Origin of the sequence: Vibrio sp. Y51_MX_L26, assembly GCF_024181935.1 — a bacterium.
Taxonomy (GTDB): Bacteria; Pseudomonadota; Gammaproteobacteria; order Enterobacterales; family Vibrionaceae; genus Vibrio; species Vibrio diabolicus.
Genome location: NZ_JAMZAS010000001.1, coordinates 799,581 through 817,129, shown reverse-complemented (window position 1 = coordinate 817,129; position 17,549 = coordinate 799,581). Strand labels below are relative to the sequence as shown.

Below are 17,549 nucleotides of genomic sequence, written 5' to 3'. Positions count from 1 at the left end.
TTGCTTAAAGATTTGGCGGAAAGTGAATTCGAATGAAGTTTATCCACACCTCAGATTGGCATCTTGGTCGACAATTCCACAATGTATCACTACTCGAAGATCAACAAGCAGTACTCGAACAACTGATTAACTATATTGAACACAACCCCGTCGATGCCGTTGTAGTGGCGGGAGATATTTATGATCGTTCGGTGCCACCAACGGTTGCAATAGAACTGCTAAATCGAGTCGTGAAGCGTATTTGTACTGAACTGAAAACACCGATGATATTGATATCTGGCAACCATGATGGTGCAGAACGATTAGGTTTTGGCTCAGAGCAAATGAAAAATGCAGGCCTTCATATTGTTAGTAACTTTGAAGATATGCTAACTCCCATCATCATAAAAACGGACTCTGCGGGTGAGGTAGCGTTTTATGGCATGCCTTATAACGACCCTGAACAGGTCAGATTTGCCTACAAAACCTCGGTATCAACTCATGATGAGGCACATCAACTGCTTGTAGAGCAAATAAGAGAGCATTTCATTTCAGAGCAAAGGCGTGTTCTCGTTAGTCACTGTTTTGTTGATGGTGCTATTGAGTCTGACTCTGAACGACCACTATCTATTGGTGGCTCTGATCGCGTAAGTCATGAGCATTTCTTAGATTTCGACTACGTCGCACTTGGTCATTTACATCAGCCTCAGAAGAAAGGCGCAGAGCATATCCGTTATTCTGGTTCACTTATGAAGTATAGTTTTGGTGAACAGAACCAGAAGAAAGGCTTCACGTTAGTCGAACTAGACAAGAAAGGATTTGTCTCTGCTAAACATATTGAGCTAATTGCCCCTCATGAAATGCGCATTGTTGAGGGAGAGCTAGATAAAGTCATAGAGCAGGGCAAGACTGACCCTAAAAATGAAGATTATTTGTTAGTTCGTTTGATGGATAAACATGCGATTTTAAATCCAATGGAAAAGCTTCGTTCGGTGTATCCAAACGTTTTACATCTTGAGAAACCGGGTATGTTAATTGGGGTAGAGCAGGAAATGGCGCAAGCAAAGTTGGCCCGAAGCGAAATTGATATGTTCCGAGACTTTTTTATTGAGGCACAAGATAGTCAATTATCCCAAGAGCAAGAACAAGCCGTTACTGACATTATTAAGCAATTATCACAGCAATAGGGACCAAAGATGAAACCAATTAAACTTACCATGCAAGCCTTTGGTCCGTTTGCAAAAACCGAAGTCATTGACTTTGAAAAGCTTGGCCGTAACCCTCTGTTTTTGATTAATGGTCCTACAGGCTCAGGTAAAACGTCGATCTTAGATGCCATTTGCTTTGCCCTTTACGGTGAAACTACCGGTAATGAGCGGCAAGGCATCCAGATGCGATGTGACTTATCGGCGCAAGACTTACCAACCGAAGTCGTTCTAGAATTTTCGTTACATGGCAAACAATACCGAGTTGTGCGATCTCCAGAGCAGGAAGCGCCCAAAGCGCGTGGTGAAGGGATGACGGTAAAAAAGCACACTGCGGCTCTTTATGAACTCGGCGAGACCGAAAAGCTCATCACTAGCAAGACGACTCAAGTTAAAACAGAAGTGAGCAATATTATTGGTTTGAATGAAACGCAATTTCGCCAAGTAATGGTATTGCCTCAAGGAAAATTCCGGGAGCTGTTGCTTGCTAGTTCTAAAGAGCGCGAAGAAATTTTTGGTCAGCTCTTTCAAACGGACATATATAAAAAAATTGAGTACGCGCTCAAAGATAAAGCGAGCGCAATCAGTAAAGCGAAAGATGAATTTGATAATCAAATTCGAGGCGCTTTACAAGTTGCAGGAGTGAGTTCAGAGCAGGAATTATTACACCAGCTTGAACAAGCAGCTGAGCAGCTAGAGGTCGATAGAAAGAAAGAACAAGCTTCGTTAGATAAGCTAAATGTTGCTAAATCTGAATTGCAAAAAGCGGAAACTATTAATGGAGAGTTTTCGAAACGAGAGCAAGCAGAAAACGCACTCAAGCTGCATCTAGAACACTCAGACTCGATAAAAGTTCGTCAACAGCAATTAGAAAATGCTAAAAATGCCAATAAGATAGAATTACCCTACGTCTCATTACAAAATGCAAAAACTCAAACTCAAGAGCTCAGACAAAAAATCGTAGCTTTGAAAGAGAGCCTTGATAAAGCCAATGCTGTTACGAAAGAAAAAGAAAACTTGCAGCAAAGTGCAAAAGAAGCCGCGGCAAAAGTCCCACAGTTAACGCAACTGCAGTATCAACTTGAAAGCATGAAAGACAAGTTGGTTGAAAAAGCCAACTTGGAAAGAAAAATAACGGCAGGTCATCAACAAAAGCAACAATTTGAAGCAACGTTAAAACAGTACATAGAGCTGAGAGACAAGTTGGCGTTTCAGGCGCAACAGGGCCAGAAAGATCTAGAGCAAGCCCGAGTAGATGTTGCGCTTGTTGGCAGCATCGATGCGGAAATAAAACAAAAACAACGACTACTACAGGATCTACAAAAGCTGCATGGTCTTACTTTGGAGCTCTCTAAACTCACGGCGTTAACCGTAAGCAAGCAGCAGTCATTACAGGAGGCCAGTCAGCGCTATATGCAGTGTCAACAAGCCGCTGATACGATAGAGCTTAAGTGGCACAACGCTCAAGCGGCAGTATTAGCGCAGCGACTAAAGGCAGGTGAAGCATGTCCGGTATGTGGCAGCCAAGCGCATCCTAACCCTGCGACGTTTGTTGAAGAAGTCGTTACAAAAGAGCAAGTTCAGGCTGCCAGAGTGAAAGAAAGAGAAGCTCAAACCTCACTGAACCAGCTAAGTAATCAGCAAGAACAACATAACGTTGTCATTATTCAGCATCAGAATCAAATCGACCAGTTGAAAGAAGAGCTTGGTGAGCATGCAGCATCTGAGATCTCGACGGTTCAAACTGAGTTGCAGGCGCTTAATGATCAACTTCTACGTCTACAATCTATTGATATTGAAAAGCTAGAAAAGAACGTTGAACAGCTTAATCAACGCTGCTTAGTGGGTGAAAATAAAATTCATGAGCTGCAGAATCAAATGGCGGCAAATGAATCAACCGTTCAAGCAAACCAAGAACAATTGACTCAATTACAAGCTTCCATTGATCCGAAATACAGTTCCGTTGATGCGCTTGAGCGTGAGATTTCGCTCACAAAAGAGCAAATTCTTACCTTGAATACAGGTTTAGAAAAGGCACAAAACGCTTTGCAGCAAGCGGTATTAGCGCAATCGAATGCTGAAAGTCAGTTAGTGACGAACAAGCAGTGGCTATCTGAGTCAGAACAAAAGCTTAGCCAAGCAGAATTAGCGTGGAATGAGGCGTTACAGGCGAGTAAATTTGAGGATGAAAGCAGTTATCTAAATAGCAGAGTGACAGATGATGAGCTTCAAGTGTGGCAGAAAGAAATAGACAACTTCAAACAGGCACAAACCAAGCTTGAACAAACACTACATGATTTAAACCATGCATTGAAAGCGCTTGAAAGACCGGACTTGGATTCGCTTAACGACAGCTTAACCACTCTGCAGGCGCAGTATATTGAAGTAAGGAATCAGCTCGATACCACGCGCTCAACCTTTGAGCGAATTGAAAAAGTTCGTAAAGATATTGCTACGCTGCATGAGAAAAATAGCAAGTTAGAAGAAGAGTACAAAGTGTTTGGTACGTTATACGACGTTGCCAGCGGTAAAACAGGCAGCAGGGTTAGCCTGCATCGCTTTGTTCTTGGTGTACTGTTGGATGATGTATTGATTCAGGCCTCTCAACGTTTAAGCCTCATGAGTAAAGGGCGCTATATTCTTGCTCGAAAAACAGAGGGCTTCAAAGGCGCTGCGGGTCGCGGCTTAGATTTAATGGTTGAAGATGGCTACACAGGAAAAACACGTGATGTTGCGACACTTTCCGGTGGTGAATCGTTTATGGCAGCGCTCGCTTTGGCGCTTGGCTTGTCGGATGTTGTGCAATCCTATAGTGGTGGTATCCGTTTAGACACTTTATTCATTGATGAGGGGTTCGGTAGTTTAGACCCAGAATCTTTGGATCTCGCGATTCAAACGCTAGTGGATTTACAACAGACTGGACGCATGATCGGTGTTATTTCTCACGTTTCTGAGTTAAAAGAACAAATGGCGCAGAGGATTGATGTTGAACCATCAAGAGTCGGTTCGACAGTATTGGTCAAATCTCAATGTAGCTTCGCTGTCTAATTCAGTTGCTATCACAAAACCCAAAGCCCCTATCTAGGGGCTTTCTTACTTAATCTCTACTGTTCGCAAAAGTGGCCTTCTTTTGGCGACTGGGTAATCGCATACTCACCATCTAGGTTGCGATAAACAACTGTATTCCAAATAGAGCCATCATCCAATTCAAACTCAATGGCATAGTTGACGCCGCTAACGATTTGCGCGCGAACGTTCAGTATTTGTTTGAACGACGCTATTGTGTCCATTCTTTTCAAAACAAAAGCCATTGCCTTTTGTGCATCAGGGGTAGCATTAAACTCATTCCACCCACCTGGCATGTTTCCTTGTGTATTACATACATCTGCCGAGGTTGTTAATTGTGTCGCTTGGCTTGGGTTTTCCTGCTGGCAACCTGCAAGCAATACCAAAAGTGCACAAACTGACACTGTTTTTAATTTCATAACAATAACCTCTGTCTATATCGCGACGTATTATAGGAGGGTGATATGACAGCGTATGTCTATATTGTGCAAAGTTTCAATATGCATACGGTTAAATGCTGACAAAATATACAAGTATGACCAACTTGTAAGTAAAACATGAACAATATTGTTAGGGAATTGCTGACATAACGAGGTTTTGGTGTTCAGCATGCTATTGATAATGAAGAACTGTGATGTGTAGCTACGTACCTTTTGGACAGTGGTGCGACTTAGTGATCGATTTGCTACCTTCTACAGTAAAATCAATCACTAAATCAAATTTAGGTGTTGTATGAAATCGCTAAAAACATTATTACTTTTATCACTTGTTACTTTATTTGGCTGTACCTCTAAACCTGATGGGGTGGAGCCAGTTAACAATTTTGATTTAGAGCCTTATCTAGGCAAGTGGTACGAAATCGCACGGCTCGATCATTCGTTTGAGAGTGGTCTATCCAACGTTACGGCCGAGTATCGGCTTCGCGAGGATGGTGGGGTTAAGGTGACAAACCGTGGATATTCAGAAGAAGATCAACAGTGGTCCGAAGCTGAAGGTAAAGCTTATTTTGTTGAAGACGAAACGGTTGGGCACTTAAAAGTCTCCTTTTTGGGGCCAATCTATTCTTCTTACATTGTGTTTGAGCTAGGTGAAAACTACGACTATGCGTTTGTCTCCGGTTACAACCACGACTACTTGTGGCTATTGTCTAGAACACCCAACGTTGATGAGAAAATCCTGGAGCGTTTTAAGCAGGTTGCTAAAGAGAAAGGTTTCGCGTTAGATGAGCTAATTCTCGTTGATCAAGAGAGTGGACGACAGTTTTAAGTTCATCAATGTGACTTCTAAAATCAACAGAAGCGAAGTTTCTGTCTAGCGGTTTTGAGTTTTGCTTGGAATGTTTTTGTTACCTTGTAACCTCATGTAATCAAAAATATAGCCCCATCATTTGTGATTACTCGTGATGGGGCTTATATAAATTTGAGTGAGCGTCGAAAGGTGGATCTATCGACAAACGGTTATGGTTTACTTAATCAAACGAACGATCAGAGAGCCAGGCGCCCGAATAGATTCCACATTGTGGCTGAGCACTGTACCACTTGTTGGGGCAGTGTAGTGCTCAACTTCAGTGCCAAAGCTGTCGTATTGAATAGCAACCATTTGGCCTTGCTCGACAAAATCCATCAAACCAACATGAGGTAGTACAAAGCCGCCATGTGTCGCTTTCACACTGACGATCTCGTTTCCTTCCAAGCATGAAGTGATAGGCTCTATCTCACCTTCTACGACGTTATGCTGCTTCAACACATTAAAAATGCCTGATACGGTTCGACTAATGAGTTTTTGCTCTGTGTAGCGCCCCATACCCACTTCAACCGTAATGCTTGGGACACCATGGTTATTCCAAACTGTTTCAAGGACGCCTGCATCTCCGGGATCATTTAAAATCGCATCAGGATTAATGAGACGAGCCATTTCTAATGATTGCTCAATTCGGAAGTCTGCAAACACGTATAGTGGATAGGCCGCACCACTGGTTTGAGTGTGAAGGTCAATGGCTAAATCAGCATTTGGTTTGAGCAGATCATTCCACAATGCATATAAGTAGCGTTGTGCCTCATTGCCGTTTTGGTCACCAGGGAAAAAGCGGTTTAAGTTTGCAGGAGACGCATCCGGGTCTGCGGAATAGAAATCGCGGCTGTGGTTTAGCATACCTGGCATGTTAATGGTTGGAATAATAGTGACAGTACCAGCGACTTCAGTGCCAATGAGTTCTCTAGCGGTCTTCTGCGCTGCTAACACACCATTATATTCATCACCATGAACCCCTGCGGTGATCATGATTTTCTTGCCAGGTTTTTCACCTTTGAATACCAAAACAGGAAGATGTTGCCACTGAGAGAGCGCGTTGGTCGCGATGCGGAACCAAAACTTATGCTCACCCGGACCTAGGTCTGCTACATTGAGAGATTGAATCACTTGATGACCTTGAATCATGTCATCGAGAAGTTGTGTTGCCATTAAAGTTACCACTCCAAAACCATAAGCCAATCTAAAACCTTAACGTCGCCATACGAAGAGCATTAATAAGGCGAGAACGTGTCTCGCCTTAGTGCCAATTGATTTCGTTTTACGCAAACCCCATCATATGAGCTGCGATAACGACGACACTCGACAGGGTAAAGAGTAATAGGATAAATCGCCAGCAGAATTTTGCCCAGTCACCCCAGTCGATGCGGCAGACACCAAGTGTTGCCATCAAGGATGCTGAAGTAGGGACGATAACGTTGGTAAAGCCATCTCCAAGTTGGAATGACAAAACGGCAACTTGGCGCGTGACACCTGCAATATCCGCCAATGGTGCTAATAAAGGCATCGTCAGTGCCGCTTGTCCAGATCCGGAAGTAACGAAGAAGTTGAAGATAGATTGGAATACATACATTAACCATGCCGCAGCTACGTCAGGAAGCCCACTGATCACGCCGCCAGCACTGTTCAGAATAGAATTCAGTACACTCGCTTCATCAGTCGTACCGCCACCTAGGATAAGTAACACACCTTTCGCACAACCAACCAATAGAGCAGGAGCAAGCATAATAGCCGCCCCCTCCTTAAACGCATCGGCTGCGCAGTTGAGCGTCATACCGTTTAAGCGAAAAATCGTACCGATGATCGCGACAACAAAGCCCATAGTGAAGAATTGAGAAGCGATTTCTGGGATGTACCATGCGTTAGCGACCACGCCCCAAACAACCCATACTGTGGTCGCGATGACCGTAAGAATGACGAGTGTATCGCCGATATTCCAACGAGACTCTTGATTGCCAAGCTCTTGCTGACGGAAGTATTTATCTGTGCGGTGACTGTAAGAAAGTTCTGGGTTTGACTTCACGCGAGCGGCGTAGATCATGGTGAAGGCGATACCGATTAACGTAAAGCCAGCCCATAACCCCATGCGCACAGTCATGCCGGATAAAACAGGTACACCCGCAATGCCTTGTGCAATAGCAACAGAGAAAGGGTTCATCCAAGAAGTAGCGAAGCCAATTTGAGTCGCAACATAGGTAACCATTACCGTAGTGATACCATCATAACCAAGGCGAACCATAAGCGGAGCGATAATAATCGCAAATGCTACGGCTTCTTCACCCATACCAAATACCGCACCGCCTAGCGAGAACAGCAAAAATAGCACTGGAATGAATAGCGCTTCGTTGCCTTTGGTCTTATCGATAAGGCGCAGGATACCGTTGTCGATGGTGCCTGTGCGCATTACAACGCCGAAAGCACCGCCGATAACCAACATGAACATAATCACGCCGATCGCGCTGCCCCATTTAGAGCCAGAAACTAGCCCTTCGAAAGGGAAGTTCATTAAACCAATGCCACCACCAGAAGCAAACAGGCCAACCTTGTTGTAAACCAATTCACCGTTTTCATCGGTTGCATAAGAGAATGAAGATGGATCAATAACCGTGCGTGTTTTTTCCGCACCATCGACCATATAAGTCACTTGCTGACTGTCAAAATGGCCAGCAGGAATTAAGTAGGTAAGAATCGCAGCGAGAATACCAACAATGAAGATCAAAATGAGGGTATCTGGCATCTGCCATGATTTGGGTGTAGCAACCGAGTCTGCTGGTTGCGCATGTGTGTGAGACATAACTTACTTCACGTTAAATTCAATGAAGCATGAAATATCAATAAACCAGAATAAAAAGTCAATATTAATGAAAATATTGAACTATAAATTCATCAAATATTTGAAGTGAAGTCATTATGATTATTTTACAAGCAAAGTTTGGTTAAATATTTTGGCTCGGGTCGAGGGCTCACAAGCTCTTGTTGTGAGCCGAGATAAACAAATCATTTGTCTTGCGTCTGTTCTGCATAAAATGCAGCGACATCACGAAGATCCTCATCATTTAACATTCTTAATTGTGCGCCCATCATTTCGGCAAGCGGCCCTTTACGTTCGCCTGCTTGGTAAGACTTCATCGCATCGTATAGATACTGGGCATTTTGACCTGCAAGATTTGGATAGGCATCATTACCTGCGACGCCTGTTGCACCATGACAATAGACGCAGCTAGGGGATTTGATTTTACCTTTATCAGCATCACCAAAAGGCGCGGCATGGCTAGCGGAAGAGAAAATAAGAGAGGTTAGAAGTACAAATCTGAACATGAAGATTGTCTATTCGCTAAAAAGTCATATCGATACAATAAAGCTTCCCCTTAGGGGAAGCTCAATGATCAAAATCAAACTAAAGCAGAGATTTAATGCTTGATAAGAAATTGTCGATATCTTGCGCTGAAATGTCTTTATGAGTCACGAAACGAATGGGGTTTCCAGGTGTTATCGTGATATTTTGTTCCTTTAGTTTCGCAGCGATACTTACTATGTCCACTTGAGGATCAAGCTTCGCGAACACGATGTTCGTTTGAACAAAATCAGGGTTGACTGAAAAGCCAGGCAGTTCTGCTAAACCTTCTGCTAAATTTTTTGCGTTGACATGATCTTGTTTTAGCTGTTCCACTTGTTCGGTAAGGGCAAGTTTGCCAGCTGCGGCAAGAATACCCGCTTGACGCATACCACCGCCGACCATCTTTCTTAAGCGACGTGCTTTTGCGATGTACTCTTTGCTACCAAGCAGTAACGAACCAACAGGGGCAGCCAAACCTTTCGACAGACAAATCGTCATTGAATCAAAATACTGACCGATTTCTTTTACCGGAACATCTAAAGCAACCGCTGCATTGAATACTCTTGCGCCGTCGAGATGCATCTGCAAGTTATGTTTATTCACGAAGTCACGAGCTTCTGCTAAGTAAGACAGAGGCAGCACTTTGCCATTAATCGTGTTTTCTAAGCTGAGCAGCTTGGTACGAGCAAAGTGACAATCATCTGGCTTAATCGCCGCTGCCAGTTTATCAAATGGGAGTGTGCCATCTGGGTTATTTTCGACTGGTTGAGGTTGAATTGACCCAAGTACTGCTGCGCCGCCAGCTTCGTACTTGTAGTTATGTGCTTGCTGCCCACACAGATATTCATCTCCGCGTTCACAATGCGCCATTAGGCCGAGCAGATTGGCTTGCGTGCCTGAAGTGGTAAACAAAGCCGCTTCGAATCCTGCAAGCTCTGCGGCAAACTCCTCAAGCTCATTGACCGTAGGGTCATCACCATAAACATCATCCCCAACGGGGGCCTTAAACATGGCCTCTCGCATGGCTTGGGTAGGCTGTGTAACGGTATCTGATCGAAAATCCATGAATGTCTCCTTGGTCAAAGTCCTAAATATATCCGCAAAGGCGCGCTTTGCTTAAACAAGCGATCGTTTTGGCATCGGTAATTGTGCCATCAATAATCTTGTCTTCGAGTTGTTGGAGTGACAAGGTAACAACCTCAATCACTTCATCTTCATCACATTCGTAACGGTTGGTTTGGCTGAGCTTCTCAGCAACAAATAGGTACTGTATCTCATCACAAAATCCGGCAAGGGGAGTGACTTGGCCGAGAGAGGTGAATTTTTCTGCACTATAGCCCGTTTCTTCTTCTAGCTCTCTTTTCGCGCAGCAGAGAGGGTCTTCATTGCCTTCTCTTGTACCAGCAGGAAGCTCCAAAAGCCATTTATTAAGTGAAGGGCGAAATTGATGGACAAGGACTATCTCTCCTTCCGTTGTAATCGGGAGAATCACCGCAGCGCCCGGATGATGGATTGTGGTGTGCGTAATTGCCTGTCCTGTAGGAAGCATAACCTCTTCTTCAATCAGAGAAATTTGCTTCCATTTATGAATTATTTTGCTCATGCAGTTATTAACCCTAGCTGTTACCGCATTTTGACGTTTTTCGACATTAACCACAAATGGTGGGAAACAAAAGCAAAAAATGTTGCAACACAACGAAAGCGTTTGCACTTTCAGTGAGCTGTATCTCATAAATGGAAACTTTGATTGCTGGCTAAAGAAGGGGGTAAGCATCTGCTATAAGGGGAATTCAACAAAATACATTTGTAACAAAGTTATAACAAGTGTATAAAAATGTTAACGCAATACCAGTTCAGCAGCCGGAGAACGTATGACACAAACCTTATTTGCCTCAAATGCCGAAAAAGCGCTTCTCTCAGAACGCATCAACAAGTTGGCTAAAGCGTTAACGGATGGCGTTTATGAACGCGAACATACCATCAAGCTCTGCCTCCTTGCGGCACTTGCTGGTGAAAGTGTTTTTCTTTTAGGCCCACCTGGCATTGCAAAAAGCTTAATTGCCAAGCGACTTATCCAAGCGTTCGATAATAGCAGTTACTTTGAATACCTGATGACGCGATTCTCAACACCTGAAGAAGTTTTTGGGCCACTGAGTATTCAAGAACTCAAAGATAACGGTCGTTATGTTCGCTTAACTAAAGGGTATTTGCCAACCGCACAAGTCGTATTTTTAGATGAAATCTGGAAGGCGGGCCCCGCCATTCTGAATACATTGCTGACAGTGGTCAATGAGAAAACGTTCAAAAATGGCAGCGATATTGAGCGTGTGCCAATGCGTTTGTTGGTATCGGCGTCCAATGAACTGCCAGATGAAGACAGTGGTTTGGATGCACTCTATGACCGCATGTTGGTGCGCGTGTTTGTGAATCGAATTCAGAATAAACAAAACTTTAAGTCGATGTTGACGGTAGGCACGTCACAAGAGGCACAAGTGCCAGAAGGGCTAGCAATAACAGATGAAGAATATCATCAATGGCAACAGCAGCTCGACAAGCTGACGTTAACCGATAATGCATTCGAGAAGCTTTTCCAGCTTAAAACGATGTTAGAAAGCAAAGTCGAAGCTCAGTTTGGCGATGTCGCTAATACCGACATGTATGTGTCTGACCGCCGCTGGAAGAAAGCCGTGAAGTTGTTAAAAGCGAGCGCGTTTTTTAATGGTCGCGATGAAATCAATCCGCTTGACCTTCTACTGTTGCAAGATTGCTTATGGAACAGTCCTGAATCGCGAGATGTGGTACGTGAAGTGGTTCAAGAGTTCGCCTTAAAACATGCATTTGATCAACAAGACGCGGAGCAGGAAATCGAGTATTGCCGTGAGTCTTTGGTCGATGTTCAGCATGAACTTGAAGATGCCTACCGCATGACGTTAACGTCTGAAGCGGCAACGGGTATTTTGCGCAAAGAAACCATGCGCTTTGATACCTCTAAAGCCAAGATGTACAAAGTTGGCGCAGCCGTTAACTTAGTTAAATTGGTTGTCTTGCAAAGCAACATGTCGGTTTCAGAATCAGAGAAAGGCGATAGCCGCTGGGTTTACGTGCCAAAAGATGAACTAGACCGAGTCATCAAAGAAGGACACGGTGATGTGTATGGCTACGTCAATCAAAACACCAACATGTGTCGTTTACGATTTGATGTTGATGCCGCAAATAACCTAGTTATTCGTGATATCGCAAACCGAGGCATTCTGGTGAGCTTAGTGACTCAAGAGGGTTTGGATGTAGAGCTTTACCAAAAGTGGTTAACGCAGAGTGAAAAAGCCGTAAATCAACTCAGTGAAGCAGAGCACCATATGCGCAAGGTAAAAGCGAATTTCCATGATGCGCTTCCGCATAGCTTTGTTGATCCTGAACTACCACGCCTAATGGAGTCGAGTCTTCAGCAGGTCAGTCAGAGACTTGAGTCTATCCAAGCTGAAAGCGAGAAAGTTATCCAACGCTTTAAAAACTTACATCAGTTTTTCTCATAAGGAGACGACATGCTAGGTGCAGACGGACTTAACCTTGCGCTGATGGTAGCCGACTCTGGCATCATCGATAGCGCAGTTAATGATTTAATGGCGCGTTCACAAGTCATGATGATGGCAGAAAACCGAGGCGTTAAATCTTCGGTCAAAGGCCACTTATTAAAGTGGCGAGGCAGTGTTAAAAAACGGATTACCAAGGTATGTGAGACAGAGCGTTTCCAACAAGAGCTGTCTTTATATCAAGAGGTCATTCACTGGGATGAAGAGGCGTTTTTCGAAAACATCGAAGATGTGATTAAAAAGCTTGAGTGGCACTCCGCTTTTTATATGCAGGCTCGCCGAATGATGGAGAAGAACAAGGGGATGAATAATCCCATGTTCCCACATTACTTCTGTGATCAATGGTACCAAAGCCTGGCCGATGCGATTAAGCAAGCGCAAGTAAGCGAGCTTGAGGCCAATAAAGAGAAAGTGCTGAATGACCTGTATCAGCGTATGGAGACCATGCGTAATATGGATAAGGTCACGGAGTCGGGTGATGCTGAAAGTGTAGGGCGCTTATGGGATATGGCATCTGCCAAGTTGAGCAAAACTGACTTAACAGTGATGAAACGCCATGCGGAGTTTCTGAAGAAGCACCAAGGCTTGCAAGAAATAGCCGAGCAACTTGGTCGTATGGCGGGGCAAGTGAATGATCCCGAACTTAACCGCGCGCCTACCGAAGAGCTACAAATGATCGAAGAGAAGAGTGATGAAGCGACAGATGATATTGTCGGCATTCACGAAAGCGATGATTTAAATAAGCTACTTCCCAACGAAACGATGTTTTTGGCGTATCCTGAACTCGAGGTCGTGTTCTATAAACACTTAGTCGATAAACGACTTATGAACTACCGTACACAGGGCAAATCGCGCACGTTACGTAAAGTTAAAGCTCACCGACCTGACAACAAAGCGGTAGATATCGAAAAAGGACCGTTTATTGTGTGTGTGGACGCGTCCGGCTCAATGAGCGGGTTTCCTGAGCAATGCGCCAAAGCCATGGCTTATGCGCTGATGCAAATTGCATTAGCGGAGCAACGTGATTGCTATGTCATTATTTTTTCGACGGAACACATTACGTACGAGCTAACCAAACAAGATGGTCTGCGCGAGGCGGCGGACTTTTTAACTTATAGCTTCCATGGTGGTACAGACTTAGAGCCAACTTTGATCAAATCTATCGACTTGATGAGCGGTGATAAGTACAAAAATGCCGATATGGTGGTCATTTCCGACTTTATCGCGCCAAAACAACAAGACGAGTTGCTTGCCAAAGTGGATGCGCTTAAAGCGAAGAAAAACCGTTTTCACGCGATCAGCCTATCTAAATACGGAAACCCGGCATTGATGTCGATGTTTGATCACACGTGGTCTTATCATCCTAATGTTGTGGGCAGGTTGCTTAAACGGGTCGGTAATTACTAAGTGACATTGAAATTCTATTGAGTAAAACGTACAGAAAGCTAGATTTATATTGCTTCGTTTTAAGCCGATAAGATCGAACTTTGGTCTAATTGGCTTAAAAGAAATCAAACAAACAGAAAATGAAAGATTTTTGTTTGACTATCTTCTCTCAATCCGTAAAGTAGCCACCAACGCAACGGGGAAGAGCCCTGAAGCGAAGTAAAAAAGGCGCCTTGGCAGAGTGGCTATGCAGCGGATTGCAAATCCGTGGACCTCGGTTCGACTCCGGGAGGCGCCTCCATTATTCTTTGAGAGTGAATGGCTTTCGAGAATCAATGCGACACTAGCTCAGTTGGTAGAGCGCAACCTTGCCAAGGTTGAGGTCACGAGTTCGAACCTCGTGTGTCGCTCCAAATTATTCAGATATGGCAATTGCGGTATCTCGATGCCAAGTGCATCAACTTAAAACCAGCGAAAGCTGGTTTTTTTGTATCTGAATATTGATAAATTTACGCCATCCCAATTTCTTGAACTGTGGGTATAACACTTGTTTCTGTCACCAGTTATGCTGTTAAGTGTGACCCGATATTTCGCAGATTGACCAATATCAGTTTAAAATGTCGGTCTCCAAAGGATTTGACGAAGACGCATGAGAAATACCGACGATTACATCATTTTCTATCACCTGATCGAGCAAGGCTCATTTAGCGCTGCAGCAAGACACATGTCATTGACCAAATCGGTTGTCAGTAAACGCATCGCGAAGCTTGAGCAAGAGCTTGGTGTACAGCTTCTTTACCGAACAACGCGAACGTTAACGTTGACGGAGGCAGGGCGAGCGTTCTTTACTCATGCAAAAGCCGTTTATCAAGCGGTGGCAACGGCAGAAGAATCCATTGTGGGGTTAGGTAAGAATTTATCTGGAAACATTAAAGTTTCTGTACCCACTATCTCTGGTGAGTTAATTCTTCCTCAAGTGATCAATGAGTTTAATCAGAAATATCCTGACATCAATATCGATATGGATCTAGATAATCGTTTCGTCGATATCGTGAATGAACGTTTTGATCTGGCAATTAGAACGGGTGTGTTGCCAGATTCTAGTCTGATTGCAAGAAAGCTGGTGGATGCGAATTGGATTGTTTGTGCGTCACCTCAATACCTTGCTAAACATGGCATTCCTAAGCAACCTCAAGCCTTGGATAAGCACAATTGTTTGGTTTATTCCTACCAAGAAACCGGGGCGCGTGAGTGGGCGTTTAAAGACGGAGACGAGGTGTATCAAATCACCGTCGACGGTAACCTCTGTACCAACAACTCTTCGGTATTGAGAAACGTCGCACTGTTGGGGCAGGGAATCATCTATGTGCCACGTGTCTTGGTTTATGAAGACTTAAAGCAAGGCCGCCTGATTCAATTGTTCAAAGACGAAACCGCCAAATGTTTGGGTATTTATGCAGTGTATCCTTACACTCGTCAACAGCCAGAAAAAATTAAGATCTTCATTGATCATCTATACACCAGCTTTCAAAGTCAAAATCATCGATTTTAAGACAATAACTCAACACTAATCGTTATGTTGGTGTTGAGTTATTGTTTCCATCTTCATTTCTAATAATTCTTATAAATTTAGAAGCTTAAGCTTTCTCCTTGTTTTATCACTAATATTGATAACAAGATGCTGCGCACAACTGTTAACAAATGGTTTTGCTATTGTTTCTTTTAAGAAACGGTCTGTTTCTTGCGTTAAATTTTCCGAATGTGAAAGATAAGTGACAGAAAAATAAAAGAATTATTTTGTTTGTTGTCTATTGGTTAAGTGTTGCTCGCCTGCCTGACATAGACGCCGAGAAATGGACTGCTTATAGTGGCTCAAACGCCCATTACCGTCACTAAACGGTGATGTGAGCGAAGTACAATAACTAGAGATACGGATATGAAACAAAAGCAGCTGATTGACGAATTTAAAACTATCGTTGGGGAAGAAAATGTCCTAACCGACGAGGTTAAAACAAAATACTACCGCTCGGGTTTTCGCTCAGGTAGTGGCACTGCGCTTGCTATCGTGTTTCCTAATACTCTTGTAGAACAATGGAAGATCATTAAACAGTGCGTTGAAGCAAACTGCATTATTATTATGCAGGCTGCCAAAACAGGTTTAACAGAAGGCTCAGCTCCAAGTGGTAATGATTATGACCGTGATGTGGTTGTGATCAATATTACCAAAATCAAGAAGATTCACTTATTAGATGGCGGTAAGCAGGCGGTATGCTTGCCTGGTGCAAGTTTGCACTCATTGGAAAAAGAATTGAAGGCGGTGAACCGAGCGCCGCACTCTATCATCGGTTCTTCATCATTAGGTGCCACTGTGGTTGGTGGTATCGCCAATAACTCAGGCGGTGCGTTAGTCAAGCGTGGTCCTGCTTACACCGAACTGGCGATCTATGCGCAGGTCGATAAGCAAGGCCAATTACACCTGGTTAACCACCTTGGTATTGAAGGGTTAGGTGAAACGCCAGAAGAAATTCTGACAAACCTGCAAGAAGGAAACTTTGACCCAGCGAAGATCATTCATGACGAGCGAATGGCATCAGACAAAGAATACGATGAACGTGTTCGAGACGTGACTTCTGACATTCCTTCTCGCTTTAATGCCGATGAACGTCGATTATTTGAAGCCAGTGGCTGCGCTGGCAAATTGGGTGTTTTCGCCGTTCGAGTTGATAGCTACCCAGTACCCGAAAAAGAGCAGGTTTTTTACCTTGGCACCAATGATCCTGCGAAACTGACGAAGCTGCGAAAAGATTTCTTATCTACATTTGAGAACTTGCCTGAGATGGGAGAATACTTGCATCGAGATATCTTCAACATGGCAGAGAAGTACGGCAAAGATGTCTTCTTATCCATCGACTTATTAGGCACAGATAAGCTGCCAAAAATGTTTGCACTTAAAGCTAAAGTAGAAAATTTCTTAGAGCGCGTCCCGTTTGTTAGTAAATACCTGCCGGATACCATTTTGTACTACGCGAGTAAGTTGTTCCCACAACATTTACCAGAACGAATGCTGGATTTCCGTGACAAGTATGAGCATCACCTGGTATTGAAAATGAGTGATGGTGGTATTGCTGAAGCGCAAAAATACCTCAAAGAAGTTTGGGCTGTTGAAGATGACTGTGATTTCTTCGAGTGTACGCCGGAAGAGGGTAAAAAAGCTTATTTACATCGCTTTGCAGCAGCAGGTGCAGCAATTCGTTACGAGACGATTCACCGAAAAGACGTAGAAGACATCGTTGCACTTGATATCGCTTTGCGACGTAATGATGAAGAGTGGCTAGAAACTTTACCAGAAGAGGTGAGTAAGAACCTTGTTCAAGCGCTCTATTATGGTCACTTTATGTGTTATGTATTCCATCAAGATTACATTTTCAAAAAAGGGACCGACACGAAGTTGATGAAAAAGCTGATGTTAGAACACCTCAATAGCCGTGGTGCTAAATACCCAGCAGAACATAATGTGGGTCACTTGTACGAAGCTGAAAATTCGCTGCAGAAGTTTTACCACGAGCTAGATCCAACCAACACCTTTAACCCTGGTATTGGCAAAATGGACAAATATAAGCGCAATTGTAACTGCTGTGCATAAGCATTGAATATTCATCAAGTCAACCTGGTGGAACA

13 protein-coding genes and 2 tRNA genes are annotated in these 17,549 nt (G+C 43.7%); 9 read left to right on the top strand and 6 right to left on the bottom strand.

Features of this window, described 5'->3' with window-relative positions:
- Positions 1–32 precede the first annotated feature (32 nt).
- On the top strand, positions 33–1,166 hold the full coding sequence (locus NL645_RS03460) for an exonuclease SbcCD subunit D (RefSeq protein ID WP_012842192.1): 1,134 nt from the start codon (positions 33–35) through the stop codon (positions 1,164–1,166).
- A gap of 9 nt (positions 1,167–1,175) precedes the next feature.
- Positions 1,176–4,232 (top strand): AAA family ATPase, encoded by a 3,057-nt coding sequence (locus NL645_RS03455; RefSeq protein WP_253651200.1) that lies wholly within the window; start codon positions 1,176–1,178, stop codon positions 4,230–4,232.
- A gap of 56 nt (positions 4,233–4,288) precedes the next feature.
- On the opposite strand, the gene NL645_RS03450 is transcribed toward NL645_RS03455, so the two are convergent.
- Positions 4,289–4,669, bottom strand: coding sequence for a cystatin domain-containing protein (locus NL645_RS03450; protein WP_253651199.1), 381 nt, complete (start codon positions 4,667–4,669; stop codon positions 4,289–4,291).
- Between the two features lie 313 nt (positions 4,670–4,982).
- Here NL645_RS03450 and NL645_RS03445 point away from each other — a divergent pair, with 313 nt between their 5' ends.
- Positions 4,983–5,516, top strand: coding sequence for a lipocalin family protein (locus NL645_RS03445; protein ID WP_253651198.1), 534 nt, complete (start codon positions 4,983–4,985; stop codon positions 5,514–5,516).
- Between the two features lie 198 nt (positions 5,517–5,714).
- Here the strand turns inward: NL645_RS03445 and NL645_RS03440 are convergent, their stop codons facing one another.
- The 5 genes from NL645_RS03440 to NL645_RS03420 all read right to left on the bottom strand — a co-directional run bounded on the left by NL645_RS03440 (position 5,715) and on the right by NL645_RS03420 (position 10,498).
- Positions 5,715–6,710 (bottom strand): succinylglutamate desuccinylase/aspartoacylase family protein, encoded by a 996-nt coding sequence (locus NL645_RS03440; RefSeq protein WP_253651197.1) that lies wholly within the window; start codon positions 6,708–6,710, stop codon positions 5,715–5,717.
- Between the two features lie 109 nt (positions 6,711–6,819).
- On the bottom strand, positions 6,820–8,352 hold the full coding sequence (gene yfcC, locus NL645_RS03435; protein ID WP_253651196.1) for a putative basic amino acid antiporter YfcC: 1,533 nt from the start codon (positions 8,350–8,352) through the stop codon (positions 6,820–6,822).
- Positions 8,353–8,555: 203 nt separating this feature from the next.
- Positions 8,556–8,876 carry a cytochrome c gene (locus NL645_RS03430; RefSeq protein WP_005396401.1) on the bottom strand — a complete coding sequence of 107 codons (321 nt, stop codon included), beginning with the start codon at positions 8,874–8,876 and terminating at the stop codon, positions 8,556–8,558.
- 79 nt (positions 8,877–8,955) lie between these two features.
- Positions 8,956–9,960, bottom strand: coding sequence for a low-specificity L-threonine aldolase (ltaE, locus tag NL645_RS03425; RefSeq protein ID WP_161446254.1), 1,005 nt, complete (start codon positions 9,958–9,960; stop codon positions 8,956–8,958).
- A 22-nt stretch (positions 9,961–9,982) separates the two neighbouring features.
- A complete protein-coding gene (locus NL645_RS03420) occupies positions 9,983–10,498 on the bottom strand; it encodes an NUDIX hydrolase (RefSeq protein WP_005396403.1) in 516 nt (171 codons plus the stop codon).
- A 268-nt stretch (positions 10,499–10,766) separates the two neighbouring features.
- On the opposite strand from NL645_RS03420, the gene NL645_RS03415 reads away from it, so the two are divergent.
- The 6 genes from NL645_RS03415 (at position 10,767) to dld (ending at position 17,514) form a co-directional block, all read left to right on the top strand.
- Positions 10,767–12,428, top strand: a complete 1,662-nt coding sequence (locus NL645_RS03415) for an ATPase RavA domain-containing protein (protein WP_237308625.1) — start codon at positions 10,767–10,769, stop codon at positions 12,426–12,428.
- Between the two features lie 9 nt (positions 12,429–12,437).
- Entirely contained in the window at positions 12,438–13,892 is a 1,455-nt protein-coding gene (viaA, locus tag NL645_RS03410) for an ATPase RavA stimulator ViaA (protein ID WP_012842207.1), read from the top strand.
- A 206-nt stretch (positions 13,893–14,098) separates the two neighbouring features.
- Positions 14,099–14,172 (top strand) — tRNA-Cys (locus NL645_RS03405).
- A gap of 36 nt (positions 14,173–14,208) precedes the next feature.
- Positions 14,209–14,284: transfer RNA gene (locus NL645_RS03400), tRNA-Gly, on the top strand.
- 236 nt (positions 14,285–14,520) lie between these two features.
- Positions 14,521–15,423, top strand: coding sequence for a LysR family transcriptional regulator (locus NL645_RS03395; protein WP_104970754.1), 903 nt, complete (start codon positions 14,521–14,523; stop codon positions 15,421–15,423).
- Between the two features lie 384 nt (positions 15,424–15,807).
- Positions 15,808–17,514 (top strand): D-lactate dehydrogenase, encoded by a 1,707-nt coding sequence (gene dld, locus NL645_RS03390; RefSeq protein WP_109169012.1) that lies wholly within the window; start codon positions 15,808–15,810, stop codon positions 17,512–17,514.
- The last annotated feature ends 35 nt before the right edge of the window (positions 17,515–17,549 follow it).